Source organism: Labrenzia sp. THAF191a (assembly GCF_009363335.1).
In the GTDB taxonomy this organism is placed as follows: domain Bacteria; phylum Pseudomonadota; class Alphaproteobacteria; order Rhizobiales; family Stappiaceae; genus Roseibium; species Roseibium algicola.
On the sequence record NZ_CP045333.1, the window covers coordinates 5,071,442 to 5,092,713 of the forward strand.

At 58.1% G+C, this 21,272-nt stretch carries 21 protein-coding genes; 7 read left to right on the plus strand and 14 right to left on the minus strand.

What is annotated here, in order from left to right; genetic code table 11:
• The first annotated feature begins 151 nt into the window (after window positions 1–151).
• Complete coding sequence (locus tag FIV05_RS23230) at window positions 152–1,105, plus strand: helix-turn-helix domain-containing GNAT family N-acetyltransferase (RefSeq protein WP_152511137.1); 954 nt, start codon at window positions 152–154, stop codon at window positions 1,103–1,105.
• Window positions 1,106–1,203: 98 nt separating this feature from the next.
• On the opposite strand, the gene FIV05_RS23235 is transcribed toward FIV05_RS23230, so the two are convergent.
• From FIV05_RS23235 to FIV05_RS23250, 4 genes are all read right to left on the minus strand, one after another.
• A complete protein-coding gene (locus FIV05_RS23235) occupies window positions 1,204–1,953 on the minus strand; it encodes an SDR family oxidoreductase (RefSeq protein ID WP_152511138.1) in 750 nt (249 codons plus the stop codon).
• An 81-nt stretch (window positions 1,954–2,034) separates the two neighbouring features.
• Window positions 2,035–2,820 carry a phosphatidylcholine/phosphatidylserine synthase gene (locus FIV05_RS23240; RefSeq protein WP_152512051.1) on the minus strand — a complete coding sequence of 262 codons (786 nt, stop codon included), beginning with the start codon at window positions 2,818–2,820 and terminating at the stop codon, window positions 2,035–2,037.
• 94 nt (window positions 2,821–2,914) lie between these two features.
• Window positions 2,915–3,619, minus strand: a complete 705-nt coding sequence (locus tag FIV05_RS23245) for a phosphatidylserine decarboxylase (RefSeq protein WP_286202224.1) — start codon at window positions 3,617–3,619, stop codon at window positions 2,915–2,917.
• A 146-nt stretch (window positions 3,620–3,765) separates the two neighbouring features.
• Window positions 3,766–4,698, minus strand: coding sequence for a LysR family transcriptional regulator (locus tag FIV05_RS23250; protein ID WP_023003933.1), 933 nt, complete (start codon window positions 4,696–4,698; stop codon window positions 3,766–3,768).
• A 96-nt stretch (window positions 4,699–4,794) separates the two neighbouring features.
• On the opposite strand from FIV05_RS23250, the gene FIV05_RS23255 reads away from it, so the two are divergent.
• Window positions 4,795–4,986, plus strand: a complete 192-nt coding sequence (locus tag FIV05_RS23255; protein ID WP_152511139.1) for a hypothetical protein — start codon at window positions 4,795–4,797, stop codon at window positions 4,984–4,986.
• A 170-nt stretch (window positions 4,987–5,156) separates the two neighbouring features.
• On the opposite strand, the gene FIV05_RS23260 is transcribed toward FIV05_RS23255, so the two are convergent.
• From FIV05_RS23260 to FIV05_RS23270, 3 genes are all read right to left on the minus strand, one after another.
• A complete protein-coding gene (locus FIV05_RS23260; protein WP_152512053.1) occupies window positions 5,157–7,040 on the minus strand; it encodes an ABC transporter ATP-binding protein/permease in 1,884 nt (627 codons plus the stop codon).
• A 111-nt stretch (window positions 7,041–7,151) separates the two neighbouring features.
• On the minus strand, window positions 7,152–7,550 hold the full coding sequence (locus FIV05_RS23265) for a metalloregulator ArsR/SmtB family transcription factor (protein ID WP_152511140.1): 399 nt from the start codon (window positions 7,548–7,550) through the stop codon (window positions 7,152–7,154).
• Window positions 7,551–7,792: 242 nt separating this feature from the next.
• A complete protein-coding gene (locus FIV05_RS23270; protein WP_152511141.1) occupies window positions 7,793–9,388 on the minus strand; it encodes a LysM peptidoglycan-binding domain-containing protein in 1,596 nt (531 codons plus the stop codon).
• Between the two features lie 261 nt (window positions 9,389–9,649).
• Here FIV05_RS23270 and FIV05_RS23275 point away from each other — a divergent pair, with 261 nt between their 5' ends.
• Both FIV05_RS23275 and FIV05_RS23280 read left to right on the plus strand, forming a co-directional pair.
• Window positions 9,650–10,267: a TIGR00730 family Rossman fold protein gene (locus FIV05_RS23275; protein ID WP_031270713.1), complete on the plus strand. Its 618-nt coding sequence runs from the start codon at window positions 9,650–9,652 to the stop codon at window positions 10,265–10,267.
• 125 nt (window positions 10,268–10,392) lie between these two features.
• Entirely contained in the window at window positions 10,393–11,646 is a 1,254-nt protein-coding gene (locus FIV05_RS23280; RefSeq protein WP_055653596.1) for a diguanylate cyclase, read from the plus strand.
• 39 nt (window positions 11,647–11,685) lie between these two features.
• Here the strand turns inward: FIV05_RS23280 and rarD are convergent, their stop codons facing one another.
• The 6 genes from rarD to cysS form a co-directional block, all read right to left on the minus strand.
• Window positions 11,686–12,591, minus strand: coding sequence for an EamA family transporter RarD (rarD, locus tag FIV05_RS23285; RefSeq protein ID WP_055653595.1), 906 nt, complete (start codon window positions 12,589–12,591; stop codon window positions 11,686–11,688).
• A 40-nt stretch (window positions 12,592–12,631) separates the two neighbouring features.
• Window positions 12,632–14,227 carry a citramalate synthase gene (gene cimA, locus FIV05_RS23290; protein ID WP_152511142.1) on the minus strand — a complete coding sequence of 532 codons (1,596 nt, stop codon included), beginning with the start codon at window positions 14,225–14,227 and terminating at the stop codon, window positions 12,632–12,634.
• Between the two features lie 32 nt (window positions 14,228–14,259).
• Entirely contained in the window at window positions 14,260–14,757 is a 498-nt protein-coding gene (locus tag FIV05_RS23295) for a GFA family protein (protein ID WP_152511143.1), read from the minus strand.
• Window positions 14,754–15,248, minus strand: a complete 495-nt coding sequence (locus tag FIV05_RS23300) for a GFA family protein (protein WP_152511144.1) — start codon at window positions 15,246–15,248, stop codon at window positions 14,754–14,756. The genes FIV05_RS23295 and FIV05_RS23300 overlap by 4 nt, the downstream gene beginning before the upstream one ends.
• Window positions 15,248–15,616, minus strand: coding sequence for a DUF559 domain-containing protein (locus FIV05_RS23305; RefSeq protein WP_152511145.1), 369 nt, complete (start codon window positions 15,614–15,616; stop codon window positions 15,248–15,250). The genes FIV05_RS23300 and FIV05_RS23305 overlap by 1 nt, the downstream gene beginning before the upstream one ends.
• 296 nt (window positions 15,617–15,912) lie before the next feature.
• Window positions 15,913–17,328 carry a cysteine--tRNA ligase gene (cysS, locus tag FIV05_RS23310; RefSeq protein ID WP_152511146.1) on the minus strand — a complete coding sequence of 472 codons (1,416 nt, stop codon included), beginning with the start codon at window positions 17,326–17,328 and terminating at the stop codon, window positions 15,913–15,915.
• Between the two features lie 439 nt (window positions 17,329–17,767).
• On the opposite strand from cysS, the gene FIV05_RS23315 reads away from it, so the two are divergent.
• The 3 genes from FIV05_RS23315 to FIV05_RS23325 all read left to right on the plus strand — a co-directional run bounded on the left by FIV05_RS23315 (window position 17,768) and on the right by FIV05_RS23325 (window position 20,216).
• The gene (locus tag FIV05_RS23315; RefSeq protein ID WP_152511147.1) at window positions 17,768–19,375 is read left to right on the plus strand and encodes a L,D-transpeptidase family protein; all 1,608 of its coding nucleotides are present in this window, start codon (window positions 17,768–17,770) and stop codon (window positions 19,373–19,375) included.
• 139 nt (window positions 19,376–19,514) lie between these two features.
• A complete protein-coding gene (locus FIV05_RS23320) occupies window positions 19,515–19,703 on the plus strand; it encodes a hypothetical protein (protein WP_023003917.1) in 189 nt (62 codons plus the stop codon).
• A 225-nt stretch (window positions 19,704–19,928) separates the two neighbouring features.
• The gene (locus FIV05_RS23325) at window positions 19,929–20,216 is read left to right on the plus strand and encodes a metalloregulator ArsR/SmtB family transcription factor (protein WP_353622180.1); all 288 of its coding nucleotides are present in this window, start codon (window positions 19,929–19,931) and stop codon (window positions 20,214–20,216) included.
• Window positions 20,217–20,225: 9 nt separating this feature from the next.
• Here FIV05_RS23325 and FIV05_RS23330 read toward each other — a convergent pair whose 3' ends face one another.
• A complete protein-coding gene (locus tag FIV05_RS23330; protein ID WP_173013921.1) occupies window positions 20,226–21,251 on the minus strand; it encodes a LysR substrate-binding domain-containing protein in 1,026 nt (341 codons plus the stop codon).
• Window positions 21,252–21,272: the final 21 nt, after the last annotated feature.

Here is a 21,272-nt window from a genome sequence, read left to right on the forward strand (position 1 = left end):
CCAAGGACCTCCAAGCAAAAAGGCCGCCGGTTTCCGGCGGCCTTTTTGTTTCCAACCAGCAGCGTGTCTTCACCCGAATTCCAGCCGCCGCCTCTTGAATTCCGGCTCACCAATCAATATAGTTGCAATATACAACTATATAGGTTTTTGCATGTCTCAGCATCCCCCCTCCCTCGTCAACGATATCCGAGCAGCCTCCCGCCAACTGGTCCGGGAATTCGGCTTTCTGGACAAGACCATCGCCGGTACGGATCTGTCCGGTTCAGGTGTCCATGCAATGATGGAAATCGGCTTGAACCCCGGCATAACGGCCAAGGAAATCTCGACGAGACTAAAGCTCGAGAAATCGACCATCAGCCGTTTGCTGAAGTCACTCGAGGCCCGCGGGGAAATCACGCAAACCCGGTCTGACAGCGATGGCCGATCATTCGGACTGACTTTGACCGAAACCGGAAAGGCCACCTTTGCGAAGATCGACAATTTTGGCGACGCCCTTGCCCGGCGGGCGCTCAATCGGATCAACGGGGACAAGGCACAAGAGATTTGCGATGCCATGTCCGCCTATGCGGAAGCGCTCGCCATGCCTCCGGAAACGCCGGCAGATTACCAGCCACAATTCACGGTCGCTGAAGGTTATCAAACCGGGATGATCGGCGACATTGCCGGAATGCATGCCCGCACACACGGCCACATCGTCGGTATGGGGCCAACATTTGAAAGTGTGGTCTCAAGCGCCATGGCCGAATTCATGCCGCGCATCGGCAAACCGATGAACAACAGCTGGAGCGTGCTCGAAAACGGAGCCGTTATCGGATCGATCACCATCGATGGCGAAGACCTTGGCAACAACATCGCACATTTGCGCTGGTTCATTCTGTCCGAACGCCTGCGAGGCAAAGGACTGGGAAAAGTGCTGCTCCAGAAAGCCCTGGAACACTCGGATGCGCTTGGGTTCGATGAAATCCACCTCTGGACGCTCAAGGGGCTTGAAGCCGCACGTGTGCTCTACGAGAGAAACGGGTTCACCCTTGCGGAGGAATATGTCGGCGACCAGTGGGGCAAGGCCGTCACGGAACAGAAATTCATAAGAATTCACCCGAAATAAATTCGCAGCCCCCACAGGCACCCTATCACTGAGCCATATGAGCCTTTCAGCCCAAAAGGAACGGTTCGGGTCTTCGCCAGAACCGTTCCAGTGCTGGCTCATCCCTTGGAGATGGAGTTCCCGCCATCACAGAGCATGGCGGAACCGGTAACGAAAGAACTGGCGTCGGACAGCAGAAACGCAGCCGCCTTGGCGATCTCTTCGGGTTCGGCCATCCGCTTCAACGCGTGGAGGCCGGCGATATACTCGCGGAATGCCGGGTCATCGCCCCCCATCTCGGTCTTCGTGCCACCAGGAAGAAGCGCATTCACCCGGATGTTTTCCGGTCCGTGTTCCACTGCCAGAACCTGTGTCAGGCCGACAAGCCCCGCCTTTGCAGCCGCATAGGCGGCCATGCCCGGAAAACCGATGGTATGGCCAACGAACGACGAGGTGAACACAATCGACCCGCCTCCCCGCTCACGCATGGCCGGGATCTGGTATTTGGCGGCCAGAAAGGCGCTGTAGAGATTGGTGGCGACAACATGGTTCCAGGTTTCCATGCTCATGTCCGGCACCGGCCCCATCTCTCCAAGCGTACCTGCATTATTGAAGGCACCGTCGAGGCCACCGAAGGCGTCGAGCGTCGCTTTCACGGAAGCTTCGGAAAATGTGGTATCGCAGACATCACCAACGAACAGTGCGATCCGATTGGAGGCATGGGGCAATGATGCCCGCAGCTCTTTCAGTCGGTCTTGCCGTCGGGCAGCCAGCATCAGGTTCGCACCGGTGTCGGCCAAAAGGCGTGCGGCAGCCGCTCCGATGCCACTGCTGGCACCGGTAATCAGAATTGTCTTTCCATCAAGCATGAGAAGGCTCCTCATTTGTCGAGGAGGCCTAATTGAACCAGAAAATCGCCTGCTGAAACCCGATTTGCGATCAGTCTCGCGTCAGCCGCCGTGGTCCTTGTCCCTGTCCGCGATATTGTCGAGATCTGTATCGCATTCGTCACCGTCGTCATCGAGGCCCAGCGAGGCGTCTGCGAGCACCAGCTTCCTGTGCGCACGCCAGGCAAACGGAATGGTCAGCAGGTAAAGGACCGCTCCTCCCGCCAACATCCGGAAAGGATAGGAAACGGTCAGCGCCACCACCAGAACCGCAACCAGGAACAACGGCAAGACAAAATCACGGCGCACCCTCGTGCCCAGTGTCTTGCCGGAATAGGTCGGCAAACGGCTGATCAGCAGGAAGGCAATTCCGATTGTGTAGGCTGCAACAAAAGCTGAATCTGCGAACCAGTGCGGAAACAGGCCGAGAAAATCGAGATAAAGCGGCAGGAGCACGGTCAACGCTCCGGCCGGCGCAGGCACGCCCGTAAAGAAACGTGACGCCCAGGCAGGCTTGTTCGGATCGTCCAGGGCCACATTGAAACGCGCCAGACGGAGTGCGGCGGAGATCGCGAAGATAAGGCCTGCGATCCACCCCATGTTGCCTGCATCCTTGAGGATCCAGAGATAGAGCATCAAGGCCGGCGTGACGCCGAAATTGACGAAATCCGAGAGGGAATCCAGTTCCGCGCCAAAACGCGACGTTCCCTTCATCATGCGGGCGACACGGCCATCGAGCCCGTCCAGCACGGCTGCCACGAGAACGGCACCGACCGCGAATTCCCAGCGACCCTCGAAGGCCATGCGCACAGCCGTCAAACCGGAGCACAGCGCCAGCAACGTCACCATGTTCGGAATGATCAGGCGCAAAGGTACGCGCCGGAAGCGCGGTGTCCTGCGGGTGTCGGCCGGTCCTTGGTCGGGTGTCTCGTTCACGTCGGCCTCAGCTTACACGGGTCAGGGACTGAGCCGGGCTTTGCGGTGCCGACAGATCGGCCAGCACGGTCTCGCCGGCAATCATGGTCTGGCCGAGGGAAACCTTTGGCTGGGTTCCAACCGGAAAATAGACATCGAGACGCGACCCGAAACGGATCAGACCAAAGCGCTCGCCAGCAGAAAGATTTTCACCTTCACGAACAAAGCAGACAATACGGCGGGCAACAAGACCGGCAATCTGCACGACACCGATCCGGCCGTTGCCGGTATCGATGACCAGTCCGTTGCGCTCGTTGTCTTCACTGGCCTTGTCCAGTTCCGCGTTCAGAAACTTGCCGGCACGGTAGGCGACGCGCTCTATGCGCCCGCCGACAGGCGCCCGGTTCACATGGCAGTTGAACACGTTCATGAAGATGGAGACCCGCATCAGCGGTTCAGAGCCGAGTTCCAGCTCTGCAGGTGGACGTGCCAGGCCAACAAGGCTGACGACACCATCTGCCGGGGAAATCACCAGCCCTTCGCCGACAGGCGTCACACGCTTGGGATCGCGGAAGAAATAACAGACCCACCCTGTGAGGAAGAGGCCGATCCAGAACAGCGGATCGATGAACCAGCCGATAACGAGGGTCGCCACCAGAGCAATCGCGATGAAGGGCCAGCCTTCACGATGGATCGGCACCATGGCCTTGGAGACGGAATCGACTATCGACATCTTCTTTTCTTCGCTTTCCATTGCTGCCCGGCGGCAGGCGTATTCCCGGCCCGGGACTGAACGCACCCGTTGCGCTTTAGCTTCTGCCCCGCTTCTAGTGGCTTTTCAAGGCAAAGAGAACCTGCTTTTCATGAAAATCACACGGTTTACGACCCGCTTGAGCCTGTGGAAGCCGTCCGATAGTCGCTCTCCCAGTAGGGCGGTCGACCGTACTTTGAAATCAGGAAATCGACAAAGGCTGTCACCTTGGGCGGAACGAACTGACTTGGCGGATAAACGGCCCAGATCGCCCCGGTGCGGGCAATCGTATAGTCTTCCATGACGGCGACCAGACGCCCGTCACGAAGGTCTTCCCAGACATGTGCCAGTGACTTCAGGCTGAGGCCAAGGCCGTGAAGTGCGGCGTCGTAAGTCAGGTCGCCGCTATCGCCCTTGATGACCGGCTTCTGGATTTCGAAGGCGACCTCTCCCTCCGGCCCGTTGAAATACCAGAACGGCATGGAGGCCATGGCGATGCAGTCGTGGTTGGCAAGGTCTTCCGGTGTGTGCGGCACGCCCTTGCGAGCCAGGTAGGCCGGTGATGCACACAGGGCTCTTGGATTGCCGCCCAGCTTGCGGGCCAGAAGAGAGGAATCGGTCAGTGGCGCTCCCCTCACCGCCATGTCATAGCCTTCCTCGATCACATCCACGATCCTGTCGGAAAAGTCCATTTCCAGCCTGATATCCGGGTAGAGTTCGCGGAACTCCACCAGATACGGCAGAATGTGCTTTCTCCCGAAGAATGTGTTGCAGGAAAACCGAAGCGAGCCGCGCGGCGCTTCTGTGGAGGCTTCCAGGATCGAGCGGGCCTGTTCGATCTCACCAACTGCGGTGCGCGCGTGTTGCAGCAAAACACGACCGGCTTCCGTCAACATCGTGCGTCTGGTGGTGCGGGCAAAAAGCTGGGATCCAAAGGACTTCTCAAGTCCGGTCAACCGCGTGCTGGCAGCTGAAGGCGACAAGCCGATTTCCCGGCCGGCTGCAGCCATGCTGCCCAATTCCGCAATGCGGACAAAAAACTGCAGGTCTTCCAGTCTCATTATTCCATTCTTTCGAAGAATTAATTCTACACTAGCCTCATTCTTCGAAGGAACGCAATATGAGACAAATGCTCATCCCAAGCGATGGAGAGCACCATGACACATACAGGAGACGACTACGAAGCCCGCGCCCGCGCTGCCCGCCACCAGGAACTGCGCCGCCTTGCCAAGGCACTCTCAAGACTGTTGTTCAAAAGGGGTGCAGCTGCCCAAAACAACAATCTGCCGACAACAGGCCATGTGGCCTGCGACAATGACCAGGCACCGCACACAATTCGTGCGGCCTGACCTCCGGCAAGTTTCTGCCTCTTTGTCTTGCAGGAAGACCGGTGGTGGAGATCCGGGATCAGTGAGCCCAGATCTCTCATACAAGGGTCAGCGTCATGCCGGGAAAAGGAGCATCCCCTCTCCCGGCCAAAGCTTGGCCATACCGGATGATCAGGAATAGCTGTCGAGACCTATTTCGCCGGTACGTAATCAGCCCTCTGACCACGTGTGACGATACCAAGATCGTCATTTTCCCGCGCGGCACGCAGCCGTTCCTCGGCCTCGTCCGCTTCGCGCTGGCGAGCCCACATGGAGGCGTAAAGACCGTCTCCGGCCAGAAGCTCCTGGTGGGTGCCACGCTCGGCAATCTCGCCGCCTTCCAGAACGATGATCTGGTCCGCATTGACGACGGTCGACAGGCGGTGGGCAATCACCAACGTCGTCCGATCCTGCGAAACTTCATCCAACGCCGACTGGATCTCGCGTTCGGTATGCGTATCAAGCGCCGACGTCGCCTCATCGAGGATGAGGATCGGCGGCGATTTCAGGATGGTGCGGGCAATCGCAACACGCTGCTTTTCACCGCCCGACAGTTTCAATCCGCGCTCGCCGACTTCCGCGTCATAGCCCTGAGGTAGCCTTTCGATGAAGTCGTGGATCTGTGCCATGCGCGCAGCCTCCCGCACTTCCTCGTCGCTGGCGTCCGGGCGGCCATAGCGAATGTTGTAGGCAATGGTATCGTTGAAGAGCACCGTATCCTGCGGAACCATGCCGATGGCCTGACGCACGCTTTCCTGCGTCACGTTTCGGACATCCTGGCCATCGATCTCGACTGAACCGTCGGTGACGTCGTAAAACCGGAACAGGAGACGGGAGATCGTCGATTTGCCCGCACCGGAGGGACCGACGATGGCGACGGTCTTGCCTGCTGGAACCTCAAAGTCGATCCCCTTGAGGATCGGCCGGTCGGGATCGTAGTGAAAGCGGACGTCCTTGAACGCAATCTTTCCTTCGACAGCCTTCAACGGGCTGGCGTCGGGCTTGTCCTCGATTTCGGCGGGAACCATCAGCAGGTCGAACATGGACTCGATATCCGCAAGACCCTGACGAATTTCCCGGTAGAGGAAGCCGATGAAGTTGAGCGGAATGGAAATCTGCATCAGCAGCGCGTTGATCAGGACAAAGTCGCCGATGTTCTGTTCGCCCGCCAGAACGGCCTGCGCAGACAGCCCCATGCAGGCCGCCATGCCAATGCCCAGGATTACCGCCTGACCGAAGTTGAGCCAGGAAAGGGATGTCCAGGTTTTCGTCGCAGCGCTCTCATATTTCGCCATGGAGACATCGAAGCGCGCAGCTTCCATGTTTTCGTTGCCGAAATACTTGACCGTTTCGAAGTTGAGCAGACTGTCGATGGCCTTGGAGTTGGCATCCGTGTCGCTGTCGTTCATTTCGCGGCGAATGCCGATCCGCCAGTTCGAGGTCTTGATGGTGAACCAGACGTAGGCAACGATCATCACCGCGACAATGACAACATAAAGGAAACCGAACTGGTACCAGATCACGGCTGCCATGATGGCAAATTCCAGAACCGTCGGAATGCCGTTCAAGATGGTGAAACGGACAATCGCCTCTATGCCCTTCACCCCGCGCTCAATCACCCGGCTGAGCCCACCCGTCCGCCGGGCAAGGTGGAAACGCAGGGAAAGCTGGTGCAGGTGGCGGAATGTCAGGATTGCGAGCTGGCGAACAGCATGCTGGCCGACCCGGGCGAACAGCGCGTCGCGCAGCTGATTGAAAGCCACGGCCAATACGCGGGCTGCATTGTAGGCGAGCACCAGCATGACCGGAGCGACCAGGAAAGCAGGCAGGTTGGAGCCTTCACCCGTCAGTGCATCCGTCGCCCAGGCAAAGAAATACGGCGACAGGACCGTCACGATCTTGGCGATGACCAAGGTGAAGATAGCCAGAAGAACGCGCTGCTTGAGATCCGGCCGATTGGACGGCCAGATGTAGGGCCACAGATTGGCCAGCGTCGTGAAGGTGCTGCCTTCGTCTGCGTTGACAGGCTTGCGGATGTGCGCTTGAGCGGAATGGCTGCCGGCAGCCGCAGCCGAAGGCTTTTGCGGCGGGGTCGCTGTCTGATCGGTCACACAAAATCTCCAGGCCGCGGAAGGCGGCCACTTGGGTTAGTCTGAAGAGGAAACCACTTGCGCACCGGCCGACTGTCCTGACTGGTCCGGCTGCGCCGCGTTCAGGCGCTCCCAGAAGTCCTTGGTCCGGCACTCTGCCAGACTGAGCACTTGCCAATTGAGCGCGTAGTGGCAATTCCTGCCCCGCGTGTCGCAGCACAAGAGCCCGGCGTCCTTCAAAACCTGCAAATGCTGAGACACGGTCGACTGAGCCAACGGCAGGTGACTGACGATCTCACCGCAGCAGGCGCCCTGACGGCTTGCGAGCTGCTTGATGATTGCCAGCCGGGCCGGATGTCCAAGTGCACGGAAGATAGCCGCGAGTTCCTCGCAACTTGCCAGACCTTCCTTCGAGGTCATGCAATTTCCACCGGCCGGCAGATCCGTCCCGCTCATGGGGCGGTTTCCTCATTCACGATTGTTTGTTTCATCGTTGATATGCGATGAATCATCAAAAAAACAAGGGGCTGACGCAAAAAGGCAGAGGATCATTCCGATCCCCTGCCTTCATTTTTGACGTTCAACCAAGGCGTAACAGACAGAGTTAAACAGCGCCAACAGCCGAGACTTTCCATAAACCCCTGGCCGCTTTCAGAGGTGCCGACAGGGCCGATGTGCCGGCAGGGTCTGGCGTCACTTCAGCCGTTGTTTTCGTCTGGTTTCGGCCAGCTCAGATCGCCTTCTGGTGTCAGGAACACTTGCCCCGGGTAAATCAGGTCGGGATTGCGGATCTGTTGCTGGTTGGCCTTGTAGATCGTCGTATAGCGAACACCCTCTCCATAAAGACGCCGGGAAATACGCCACAGGTTATCACCCTTGCGGATGATCACGACGGGAAGAGATTTTTTCACTTCCGCGCCCTGGCCATCGGCTCCTGCCCCTTCACCGCTTGCGACGACCTTTGTCAGCACAATCTGCTTGTCCTGTTCCTTTTCAAAAGTAACGGCTGCACGAGCGTCGACCGAGCTGCCATCCTCACCGATCAAATCGGCGCGAACCTCGACATTTCCTTCAGAAATATTCTTGCCGCCTTCAATCAGCCACTTCCCGCCCGAACCGACCCTGGCCTCGCCCTGAAACTCGTCGCCGACGTAGACACGGACCGATGACCCAGGTTCGCCGGTACCGGCGACAAAGACCTTGTCCTTTTCGGATTCCACGGCTTCCACGGTCACCGTCGGCGCATCCGGTGCTGCTGCGGGAACATCAGCCGGTTCATTCTGGCCAGCCTGCGCAATGTCTGCGCCACTGTCCTGTGTCGTTACAGCTGCCGGCGCTGCCACTGATGACGTCGAAGCGACTTCGGTTTCTTCAAAAGCCCCTTGTCCCGATGCTTCAACCGTGGAAACGGCGGACCCATTGCCGGCCGTTTCCGGCTCTGCGGTGCCTGTTCCAGACGAAGTCGTGTCGGCAGATGCAACTGCGGTCTGCTCAGAGGCACCCGCGGGCTGTTCGCTCGTCTCCTGCGAAGCCGCCTGCTGGCTTGCAGAGGTCCCTGCGGCGGTTTCCGCAGAAGCAGTTTCAGTTGCGGACGTCGAGCTGGAGGCCTCGGCGGCGGCGCCTTCTGCAGGATTGGTTGTCGCAGCGGTTTGCGAACCTTCGCCAGTTGAAGTGATGGAAGCCACCTGCTGCTCGGCCTCAGGCTTTTGCAAGACGTCCGACGGACCGTCAGGCGTGTTCAGAACCACAAGGGGTTGTTCCTTGCCGCCTTCCGGCAATGAAACGGCAAGCCGTTCTTCGGAGGTGGCAATCGCCTTGCCGGTGTCGTCATGAACTTCCAGGCCAACGTCGTAGTCGCCAGGCTTCAACGGCTCATCCAGAATAATGGTCCATTCACCGACCTCATTGGCAATGCTCTTGCCGACAACCTTGCCGTTGGCAGTCAAGGCAACGATAGCACCTGCGACAGACCGGCCCGCAACAACCGTTTCACCGGTCGGCTCAACGCCGACAACGTCGAAACTCGGGCCAGCGCTTGCCGTTTTTGCGGCTGTAGCCTCATCTGACGCATCAGCCTTATCTGTTTCCGCGGATTGCGTCTTTGTGCCTGTATCAGAGCCTGCAGCCTGTTCGGTCGTGGCAGCATCGCCGGAGACCGATGGCGTGGCGGCAACTTCGGGACCGCTCTGAAAAGGTAGACGCCCCGTATCGCGATAGATGTAGCCCGTCACGAGAGCGGCCAGGCCAACAGGCACGGCTACGATCAAAGTCCAGATGAGTGTCTTGTTATTCATTGTGTGTCCTGCCGGGAAAGCAGCCAGGCGATGCGGCGCTTTCCAAATCCGTTCCCCTGTTTGCGCCCTTTCGGGTGCTGCCTGTCTCAGCCGAACTCCTGACCTTGATGGCCATGTTTCCTTTGCCGTCGGCTCTTCTTCAGATCATGTTTCATGCATAGCCGTCTTTTCCGGGCGCGGCAAGAAAACCCGGTTCAGAACCAAGGCCTTTCAAACAGAATGCTTGACCTTGTGGCAATCTGAATGCCACATCTTTGCGTCATGAATACGGTTTCTCAAAATCAGCTTACAAGCGTCTGTGTTTACTGCGGGTCCAGCTTCGGTTCGGACCCTGCGCACGAGGCATCCGCCACCCGTCTGGGCCAGCTAATTGCCGAGGCTGGCCTTCGACTTGTCTACGGCGGCGGCTCTGTCGGTCTGATGGGAACCGTGGCCAATGCCGCCCTTGAAGCCGGCGGCAAGGTGACGGGAATCATTCCCCGTTTCCTGGAAAAACGCGAGGTGATGCTGGACACCCTCGAAGACCTGATCGTCACACAGGACATGCACGAGCGCAAACACCTGATGTTCGAGAAAGCCGACGCCTTCATCGCGTTGCCCGGCGGTATCGGCACCCTGGAAGAAGCCGTCGAAATGATGACCTGGGCCCAACTCGGACAACACCGCAAGCCGGTGGCACTGGCCAACCTCAACGGCTTCTGGTCGCCTTTGCTTGAACTTCTGGATCATATGCGGGCACAGGGATACATCCGTCCGGACACTGAAGTTCCTTATCTTGTTGCCCGATCCGTGGACGACATCCTGCCCATGCTGCGCCGCGCGATCAACGGTGAGCCCCTGCCGGCACAAGAAGCATGCGCCTCGGTAACAGATCTCTAAAACTCTACTGTGTATAGAGGTTGGGAATACGTTCCCATGACTGTGAATATTGGAACCAAATCGATTTGCAGTCTGAGGAGTTGAATAGTACCGTCGCACGAAACGCAGGAAGAACAGGCCACTAAATGCAAACTACCCTTCTTGTTGAAGATGCGGCGTTTTTCGAGAAGGCAATCGTCAAGAAACTGCATGAGGTCGGACGACACCAGATCATGGTGGCACGTAGCTACGAAGAGGCCGAGAACTGCCTTAATCTGCCGATCGGTGAACCCGATCTTGCTCTTGTCGACCTGACGCTTCCAGACGCCCCCGACGGCGAAATCGTCGATCTTTGCGAGAAGTGGAATATCCCCACGATCGTTTTCACCAGCCGCTTCGACCCGAAAACCCGAAGCAAGTTCCTGGAAAAAGGCGTTATTGACTACGTCCTGAAGGATTCTCCCGGCAGCCTGAACTATGTTGCGGACCTGATCCGGAAACTGGCGCAGAACCCCAAGATCGGCATTCTCATTCTGGACGATTCCGCGGTGGAGCGGGACGTGATCTCCAAGATCGTCGGCAAGCACCTTTACAAGATCTATCAGGCCAGCTCTACGGACGAAGCCCTCCAGACCCTGAAGGATTACAAGGACATCAAACTTGTCCTGGCGGACTATTTCATGCCGGACAAGGACGGCTTTGCCTTTCTGAAAGCCGTACGCAGAGTGCATGACCCGGAGAAAGTCGGCGTCATCGGCATGTCGTCCTACGCCAATCCGGACAACCGGGTGCGGTTCCTGAAATACGGTGCAGCGGATTTCGTCGACAAGAACTGCCCTCCGGAAGAGCTGCTGCTGCGCGTGTCGCAGAACCTCGATTACATCTACCGGATCGAGGAACTCAACAACATGGCGATGCGGGACTCCCTTACGGGTCTCTACAACCGCCGTTACCTTCTGGAACAGGCCACCAAGGCAATCGCGACCTGGCCGGTATCCGAAGGTCGTGCGCACTGGCTCGCGCTCCTCGACCTGGACTCCTTCAAGGCAATCAACGATTCACTCGGCCACGATTTCGGCGACGCGGTTCTGATCAGTTTTGCCCGCCACATGATGAAGCTCGCAAAGGAAGACGATATCGTCTCGCGGCTCGGCGGCGACGAGTTCTGCATCGTGTTCCGGGACAAGGAAGAAGCCGAGGTTGTCGATGGGCTGCAAAACCTTCTGGACAACGTTCTGGCCTCGCCCGTGCGTCACGACGGCGAGGAACATCTGATGAAGACAAGCGTCGGCGTCGCCCCGCTCGAAAGCGGCAGGTTCGGCGATGCCCTGAAGACCGCCGACCACAGGCTTTATGCGGCCAAACGCAGTGGCCGGGGCCAGCTGGTTTCTTCTGACTGACCGCATCTTCCACAGTGTTCCGACTGCAATCGCCCAGCTTCAGCTCCGGTAGCGCCGCCAGCTGTCGTAGGTAAACACCACCAGCGCAGCCCAGATCATGCCGAACGTCATCAGTTTGGTCGGGTCCAGCGGTTCGCCCCAGATATAAATCGCCATCAGGAAGTGCATGGACGGTGCCATGTACTGCATTAGCCCCAGCATGAAGAGCGGCAGCCGCCGAGCGGCTGAGGAAAAACAGATCAGGGGCAAGGCCGTGACAATGCCCGTCCCCACGAGGGCGAGCAGAACCGGCGGATCGTTCAAGACCATTGCGTCGACACCCCAGCTGAGGCTCAACAGCATGTAGCCGGCGGCAAGCGGAAACAGCACAAGCGTTTCCACGAACAGTCCCGGCGTTGCCTTCACGGGCGTCACCTTGCGCACGTAGCCGTAGCCTGCGAAGGAAAACGCCAGCACCAGAGAGACCCACGGCAAACCGCCTGCCAGGATCGCCTGCAGAACCACCGCAATGGCGGCAACGCCGACAGAAATCCCCTGCCAGGTCGTCAGCTTTTCCCTCAACACGAACAGGCCAACCAGAATGCTGACCAGCGGATTGATGAAATAGCCGAGCGAAATATCGAGCACGTGATTGTTGGAAATTGCCCAGACGAAGGTCAGCCAGTTGACGGCAATGAAAGTGGCAGACGCCGTCAGCCCCATGAGCACTTTCGGCTGGCGGAATACCTCGCGCACTTCCTGCCAGCGGCCGCGCGAATAGAGAAACAGACCGACAAACAGCACCGACCAGAGGATCCGGTGAGACACCACAAGATCTGCTGGCACGGTATCGGTCAGTTTGTAATAGGCCGGGAGGAAGCCCCACATGCCGTATGCCGCCAAGCCAAACAGAAGGCCCTGACGGAATTCGGCATTCGCTTCGGTGCTGGTCACCGTCTGCGACATGGCATTGCCTTTCTGGCGCCCGAAAGGCGCGTGACCAGGATCAGGCCACGTTGGCTTTCATCAGCGCGAATGTAATGGAGTCGACCAAGGCTTGGAAAGAGGCGTCGACGATGTTGGAGGATACCCCGATCGTGAACCAGCGCCGGTGCGTGACCGTGTCCTGGCTTTCGATCAGAACGCGCGTGACAGCGCCCGTGCCACCATTGAGGATGCGCACCTTATAGTCAATCAGTTCCAGGCCGTCGATGGCAGACTGGTATTTGCCCAGATCCTTTCGCAGTGCCATGTCCAGCGCGTTGACCGGGCCGTTGCCTTCAGCAACCGACATTCGGGTTTCGCCGTCGATATCGACCTTCACCACGGCTTCCGAAACCGTGACCAGATCACCGATTGCGTTAAACCGGCGTTCCACCATCACGCGGAAGGATTCAACTGCGAAGTAACGCGGCACCTCGCCCAGTTCCCGGCGCGCGAGCAGTTCGAACGACGCGTCGGCAGCCTCGTAGGCATAGCCTTCGGCTTCCCGTTCCTTGACCTTCGCCAACAGTAGGTCAAGACGCGGGTCTGACTTGTCGACTTCGATGCCTACCCGGGCCAGCTCTCCCAGAAGGTTGCTCTTGCCGGCCTGGTCGGACACCAGCACCCGCCGCTGGTTGCCGACACTTTCCGGTGTAACGTGTTCATAGGTCTGCGGATCCTTCAGGATCGCAGAGGCATGAATACCGGCCTTTGTGGCGAAGGCGGTTTCGCCCACGTAGGGAGCCTGCCTGTCCGGCGACCGGTTGAGGATTTCATCGAACGCATGGGAGATTGAGGTGATCTCCTTCAACTGAGCGTCGCTGACACCGATTTCGAAGCGATCCGAGAATGCCGGTTTAAGCTTGAGTGTCGGGATCAGGGTGATGAGGTTGGCGTTGCCGCAGCGCTCACCCAGACCGTTCAAGGTTCCCTGGATCTGCCTTACGCCGGCATCTACTGCCGCCAGTGAGTTGGCGACCGCGTGACCGGTGTCGTCGTGGGTGTGGATGCCGAGATGCGTTCCGGGAACAACCTCCTGCAACTTGGTGACAATGTCGAAGATCTCGTCGGGCAGCGTGCCGCCGTTGGTGTCACACAGAACGATCCACCGAGCACCTGCATGGTATGCCGTGCGGGCACAATTGAGTGCGTATTCCGGATTGGCCTTGAAACCATCGAAGAAATGCTCGCAGTCGATCATCGCTTCCTTGCCGGCCGCGACGGCTGCGGTAACGGTCTCGTAGATCGAATCGAGATTTTCCTCGTTGCTGCAACCAAGCGCGACCCGGACATGGTAGTCCCATGCCTTGGCCACGAAGCAGCAGGCATCGGAACTTGCGGACAGCACGTCCTGAAGCCCCGGATCGTTCGCGGCCGACCGACCTGCGCGCTTGGTCATGCCGAATGCGGTGAAAATTGCCTTGCGCGTCCGCTTCTCACTGAAGAATTCACTGTCGGTCGGGTTGGCACCCGGATAGCCACCTTCGATGTAATCGACGCCAAGCCGCTCCAGAAGTTCGGCAACCACAACCTTCTCGTTGACAGAGAAGTCGACCCCGCTGGTCTGGGCGCCGTCACGCAATGTCGTGTCAAAAAGAAAAAGCCGTTCCTTGGTCATATCCGTATCCTGAGCAGCGTCGGGGCTGTCTTTTATTCGTTGTCATTTGCCCCGGTGCGAACCGGTGGCCAGGTTTCCGTGTCGTGATCGGGGTGCTGGAACGAAACGAGCGACGCCAGAAAAGGCGCTGCCTCCATATCGTCTTCCGTCACCCTTTCGGGAATTTGAGCCATGCTGTCGGCATAAGGCAGCTTTGCCTCGACGCCGAACTGGATGCTGGGCGGGATTTGCGATGGATCGTCAAAGGTCCCGATGGCCAATGCAATGCCATCCGGTGCTTCATAGGTCAGCGGTGTACCGCAATCGGCGCAAAAGCCCCGGGATGCGTGATTGGAACTCTGGAAGTGCTTCAAAGATCCACGTGTCCAGACAAGCCTCGATGTTTCGGGAACACTGACCAGAGGCGCGTAAAAGCCACCAAAGGCCTTCTGGCACATGCGGCAATGACAGATGGAGGCCTCTCCCAATGGCCCTTCCACCTTGAACCGCAAGGCTCCGCACTGACAGCCGCCGGAATGGATCTCCGTCATCCGCCCCTCACTTCCCAATGATCCGTGTCATGATCGGGATGCTGATTGTTGGTTGCCGTGACATCATTGATCCCACCTGGCAGGTCATCCCGGTTTGACTGCGTTTCGTTCAGGTCGAAAAGATGCCTGTAGAACGACACCCGCCCCTCGACACCGGATTGTTCAACCGGCGTGACCGCGGCGACATCGTCCAGGCTGCCATGGGTAAGGGCAATGTGGTCGTCGCCAATCGTATCAAAGGCTAGAGGCGTGCCGCAGGTTCCACAGAACCCCCGGCGGACAGGCTTGGAAGAGTGGAACCAGGAGGGTTCACCGCGGGTCCAAACAAAATCGGACTTCGCAGCCCCGATCAAAGGCAGAAAGAAATTCCCCGAGGCCTTCTGGCACATGCGGCAATGACACAGATGCGGATGACCGACCTCTCCCGTCACCTGATAACGCACCGCGCCGCACTGGCAACCGCCACTCAGCTTTTGAACACTATCGCCCATCAGAAACTCTCCTTGCCACAAGCGTTCAGGATCTTGCGGCAGACACCGTCAAGGTCGTGCGTCACCTCCGCATTCCAGAAGGGCAAGGTCGTCCGGCCGAGAGCCTGAAGCTTGCGGTCGCGCGCGATGTCACGCGCCTGGCCCTGCAGTTCTGCGTGCTGGGATCCGTCCAGTTCCACGATCAAGCGATGAGCAGGTGCCGCGAAATCGACAATGCCCCCTTCGATCGGCATCTGCCTGCGAAAGGAAATCCCCTCCAACCGATGCGCCCGGATCACTTGCCAGAGCTTCTTTTCAGCGTCCGTCATTTGCGAGCGCAGGCGTTTGGCGTTGTATCTGAGTTGCTTGGGAACAGTCTGGTGCAGCATGTAGCGACCTCTTAGCGATAGCCTGAAACCAGTGTTTGTTACACAAGCTGTATACCCCCCTCTGTCCGCTTGCGCGGACATCTCCCCCTCAAGGGGGGAGACCGGAGCATGCGGGCTGATATGAGAAAACTCATACAGCTTTGGAGAGGTCTCCTCCCTGAGCAGAACTCCGGTCTTGCGCCATAGCCGGTTCAAAAATGCATGGCGGCGCGGCATACGCCCCTCTCCCCCCTTGCGGGGGAGATGTCCCCATAGGGGACAGAGGGGGGTATCCCGTCTTTCCGCCTGGCTCCGTCTCACCGCTTGACTTCCCAGGTTGTCACGCGGGCACCGGTTTCTGAGTCTTTTGAATCCTTTAGAAGAATTCCCTGAGACGTCAGTTCATCGCGGATCGCGTCGGCTTCCGACCAGTTCTTGGCATTGAGAGCCTCCAGACGTTTTTCGATGGCCGCCTGAATGCCGGCCTCATCAACGCCAGACAAATCCGCCTTGACCGGATGAACTCCGAGGAGCGCGGCGGATGCCGAGTAAACATCCAGCTTGGCAGGGTCCTTGGAAGCCTCGACAGCGAGCGCGTGGAGCGCCTGAATGGCGCCTGCGGTGTTCAGGTCGTCCAAAAGGGCATCAAGCACCTCGGCGGCAGGGGCCGCATCCGTTTCGACCGGATCCGGCCAACGGGCCAGGAGGTTTTCCGCTTCTTCGAGCTTGCGTTTGGAGAAGTCGATCGGCTCTCGATAGTTGGTCATCAACATGGCAAGGCGCAGCACTTCGCCCGGCCACATGCGGCCGCCGAAACTGTCCGTTTCCAGAAGCTCCTGAATGGTGAAGAAATTGCCCTCGGACTTGGACATCTTCCGGCCTTCCACCTGCAGGAAGCCGTTGTGCATCCAGTAGTTGGCCATGACCTTGGTGCCATGAGCGCAGCGGGACTGGGCGATTTCGTTTTCGTGGTGCGGGAAGATCAGGTCCAGCCCGCCACCGTGAATGTCGAACACTTCACCCAGATGGTGCGCACTCATGACAGAGCACTCGATGTGCCAGCCCGGACGCCCCCTGCCCCACGGGCTGTCCCAGCCGGGCTCTTCTTCAGAAGACAGTTTCCAGAGCACGAAATCGCCGGGATTCTTCTTGTGGGCATCAACCGCAATGCGAGCCCCGGCCAGCTGCTCGTCCAGCTTCCGCTTTGACAGGCCGCCGTAGTCGGGCATGGACTGGGTGTCGAATAGAACTTCACCGCCCGCCTGATAGGCGTGTCCCTTTTCGATCAGCGCCGCGATCATCTCGACCATGCCGCTGATATGCTGTGTCGCCCGAGGCTCGATGCTCGGCTCCAGCACACCCAGAGACCTGATGTCCTTATGGAACTGGTCCGCAGTCTTCTGTGTCACCCGGGCAATGGCTTCATTGAGCGGCAGATCGGGAAAGTCACGAAGTGCGCGTGCGTTGATCTTGTCGTCAACGTCAGTGATGTTGCGCGCATAGGTGACGTGGTCGGCACCATAAAGATGGCGCAGAAGCCGGAAGAGCACGTCGAAGACGATGACCGGTCGCGCATTACCGATGTGGGCAAAGTCATAGACGGTCGGTCCGCAGACGTAGAGACGCACATTCCCGTCATCGATCGCCCGGAAGTCCTCCTTCTGGCGCGTCAATGTGTTGGTGAGCTTCAAGCCCTTGAAAGTGCCGGATTTCTCTGTCTCAGCGGCGCTCATGTCAAACGGTCTCCTGGCCGGCTGGCCGGGCGGTCCGTCTCAAAGGAAATTTTGCCAAGAGGGAACGGCCACAGCCAGCGGTGTCGCTAGCTGCAAATAATGGTGATCGAAATGATGTTCCGTGTGGCCGTCATCATGGAGCGTTTTATGGACCGGAAAACAGAACCCGGTCAAGGCTGCAGTTGCCGCCGAAACGCCAATTTCCGTGCCTTGTGGCCGCAACGCGTCACTCCCACGGGCGATATCGGATCGCGCGCTTTTCCTGTCGCGGCAACAAACGGGATCGGCTTTGCATTGGCAAGGAAGCTTAACGCAGTTCAATTATGCGCAAGATGCACTAGACTTTCCCCGTTGGGAATCAGAGGGGGTATTTCCGATGGGAATATTTTGCACGTGCCGTAACAAACATCTTGGTCTTCTTTTCGCGCTGGCGGCGTTTTTGTCCGGACCACTTGCGGCACCATTTGTCCAGGCACAAACCGCGGCACCGGCGACCAGCGAGACCCAGGTCGTTCCGCCCCCTGTTTTCAAGGAACCGCAGACGCCGATCGCCAGGGCCATTCAGGCGCAAGTTTCTACCAACCTGCCCGAAGGTCTTGCGCTCTATTATGGCGAACGCGCGTTCGCGCCGGTCTGGTTCAACGAGAATGGCCTCACGGAAGATGCTCATCTGACCATTGCCGCCATGGCGGCGGCGAACGACCACGCACTCAATCCCAACAATTACGATCCCCTTGGCTTCATAAAGCGTTCGGAAACTTCCCAGAGCGAGCAGGAGTGGGCCCAGTTCGATCTGGACCTGTCCGTGCAGTTCCTGCGCTATGCGACCCACCTCTCCTCCGGCCGCGTTCAACCCAACAAGGTCAACAAGGCGCTGAACGTCTTTCCGGATCGGCCTGATCCGAAAATGCTTTTTGAAAATGCCGAACAGGCCGTGGACTTCGGGGCCTTTCTGGAAAGCCTCGCACCCCAAACCGACAATTATGCCCGCCTGAAACGGCGCCTTGCCCAATACCGGGAGAAGGCCGCTGCCGGCGGCTTTACCCAGGTTCCGGATGGTGACGTTCTGAAACCGGGGATGAGCGATCCGCGCCTGGAGGTTTTGCGAACCCGGCTCATGGAAGAAGACATTGTCGTTGCCGGAGATCACACCGGTGATGTCTATGACGGCGCCCTGGTGGAAGCCGTCAAGCTGTTCCAGGAGTACCACGGCCTTGAAACCGACGGTGTCATCGGCAAGGCGACAATTGCCCAGCTCAACATTCCGATCCAGGACAAGCTCATCCAGATGGAGCTCAACATGGAGCGGCGGCGCTGGATGCCGGATGATCCGGGACAGTTCTACGTCTTCGTCAATCTGGCAGACCAGAACCTGAAGGTGGTGCGGGACGGAAAGACCATTCACACGGCGCGGGTCGTGGTGGGCAAGCCCTACCACGCAACGCCAGTGTTTTCCGACCGGCTGGAATATGTGGAAATCAACCCCTACTGGAACGTGCCCTACTCTATCGCGACAAAGGAGTATCTGCCGAAACTCAAGCAGAACCCCACGGCGCTCAGCAGCAAGAGCATCCGGATCTTCCAGGAAGGCAACGAGGTCGCGCCGACGCAGGTTGCCTGGAACAGCTATTCCGGTGGCAACTTCCCGTTCCGGCTGCGCCAGGACCCGGGTGAGGACAATGCGCTTGGTCGCATCAAGTTCATGTTCCCAAACCAGTTCAACATCTACATTCACGACACCCCGTCGAAATCCCTGTTCACCAGAGCGGAGCGCGCCTTCAGCCACGGCTGCATTCGCGTATCGGATCCTTTTGCCCTGGCGGATGTTCTTCTGGTCGATTCCGACACCACTCCGGGAAAATGGGAAGCCATTCGCGACAGCGGCGAGCGTACGGTCGTCAAAACCAAGGTCGAAATCGACGTGCACCTCACCTACCTGACCGCGTGGATGAACAAGGACGGATCAACACATTTCAGAAAAGACATCTACGACCGCGACAAGGTGCTGCTGGAAGCGCTTCGCAGCGCAATGACAGAGAACCTCTAGAGGCATAACACACTGTTTTAATTAAACTTTACTTCCGTTTAGATATCTGAACGGTAGCTGAATGCGGCACTCAGCATGGGTTCAAGCCGGCCCCACTAATCTCCAGTCAATCGAAACGGATTGCCATCTGGAGTTACCCATGCTGAACCGCCTCTTCGTCATTTTCTTCCTGGCCCTCATCCTGGGTGGCCCGTTTGCAGCCATCATCGCAATCACCGACGGCACCAAGGCGTTTGGCCAGGAAGCCCAGCAAAAAGGCATGTGCCTGACCACCGGCACCGGCTGCGGCAACGGGAATATCATTGTCACGGTGGCCAGTCGGATATAAAAGCGCGCTCGCAGGCATTGCGGGAACCGGTGAACGTTCACCTGAAAGCGCGTGTACCTTCAAAGTTGTTTCCACTTGAAAAGAGTGGGAATCTTGTCTGAGATTGGTCGCGCACAGGACATTCCAGCCTCTTTGCTTGCAGTTTACTCCGATGTTTGGCAAGGTTGTCCCATGGACTACAAAGCACTTGAAGATAAAGCAGAATCTGCGGCGGAATTCTTAAAGATGATGGCATCCGCGCCGCGATTGCTGTTGATGTGTCTTGTCCTCGACAACGAACGCAGTGTTGGCGAACTTGCGGAAAAAACCGGCATGCGCATGCCGACCGTCTCGCAACAACTCGCCCTTCTGCGTGCGCAGGGTCTCGTCTCGACCCGTCGCGAAGGCACGACCATCTATTACCGGCTCGCAAGCGAACCGGTCAGGGACATCATGTCCGTGCTTTACAAGAACTTTTGCGCGGATGCCGAACTGCCCGGCCCAAAGCAGCTGGAAGCGCTGGACGCGGACTGATCCGCAAGGTCAGGCTTCTTTCAGCTCCAGCAAATCTCTGACTTCTTCCCGGAACGCAGCTGCCCGCTCGATAGCCCAATCGCAGAACCGCCTTTGCTGCGGCCGCATTACACGGCCACTTATCGACAGGAGCCGGTAACGATAGCCTGTCTGAACATGTTTGGCGGGACCAAAGGGCATTATCAAGTGCCCGCCAACCAGGGCGTCAAACGCTTCCGTGACACCGCAAAGCACAAGGCCCTGGCCGGACAGGGCTGCTTGCATTCCCGAACTGATCCTTGAAAAGCGTACCCCTGAAACCTTTTTGCCCGTAGTGACGCTGAAGGCTAGCGACCAGTCATGCCAGCTTGCCCATTTGGGATCAGGTGTCCTGTTGTCCAGATGCACAAGAGGCACTTTAGCCAGGCTTTTCAGCTCTTGCGAAACACCATAATGGTCCGCGAACTGCGGCGTGCAAACCGGGACAACATAGTCGCCGAAGAGATCGATCGCATCCAGTCCCGACTCGGGTGGCGGACTGTAGCGAATTGCGAAATCGAAGCCGTCGGCAGCAAGATCGATCCGCTTGTTTGATGCATTGAGCCTGAGATCAACCGCAGGATTGAGACGATAGAAATCCGAAATACGCGGCGTAAACCAATTTTCGGCGAAGGATTCAGGAAGCGTTACAGAAACCTGGTTGGCTGTGCGCACTCGTCTCATTTCCATCAAGACATCATCGAGAATGGAAAAGCCGCCTGTTAGTCGATCCTTGACGCGCAGTGCTTCATCCGTCGGCTTGGCCCCTGTCGAACTGCGCAAAAACAAGGTTCTGCCCAGATAGGCCTCAAGTCCCCTGATCTGCTGGCCGACCGCTGCTGTTGTGACGCCAAGTTCTTCCGCCGCGGCCCGGAACGTTCCTGTCCTCAGCACGGCCTCGAAAGCTCGTAATGCGTTCAAATGCGATACTTTCATACGCCTAGTACTAAAGATTTTCTTTTCACGTAGCGAGACAAAATGAGCTGACCTTACGGAAAATCGGAGCGATCCTGTCATCTGTAATCCGACTGACATTGT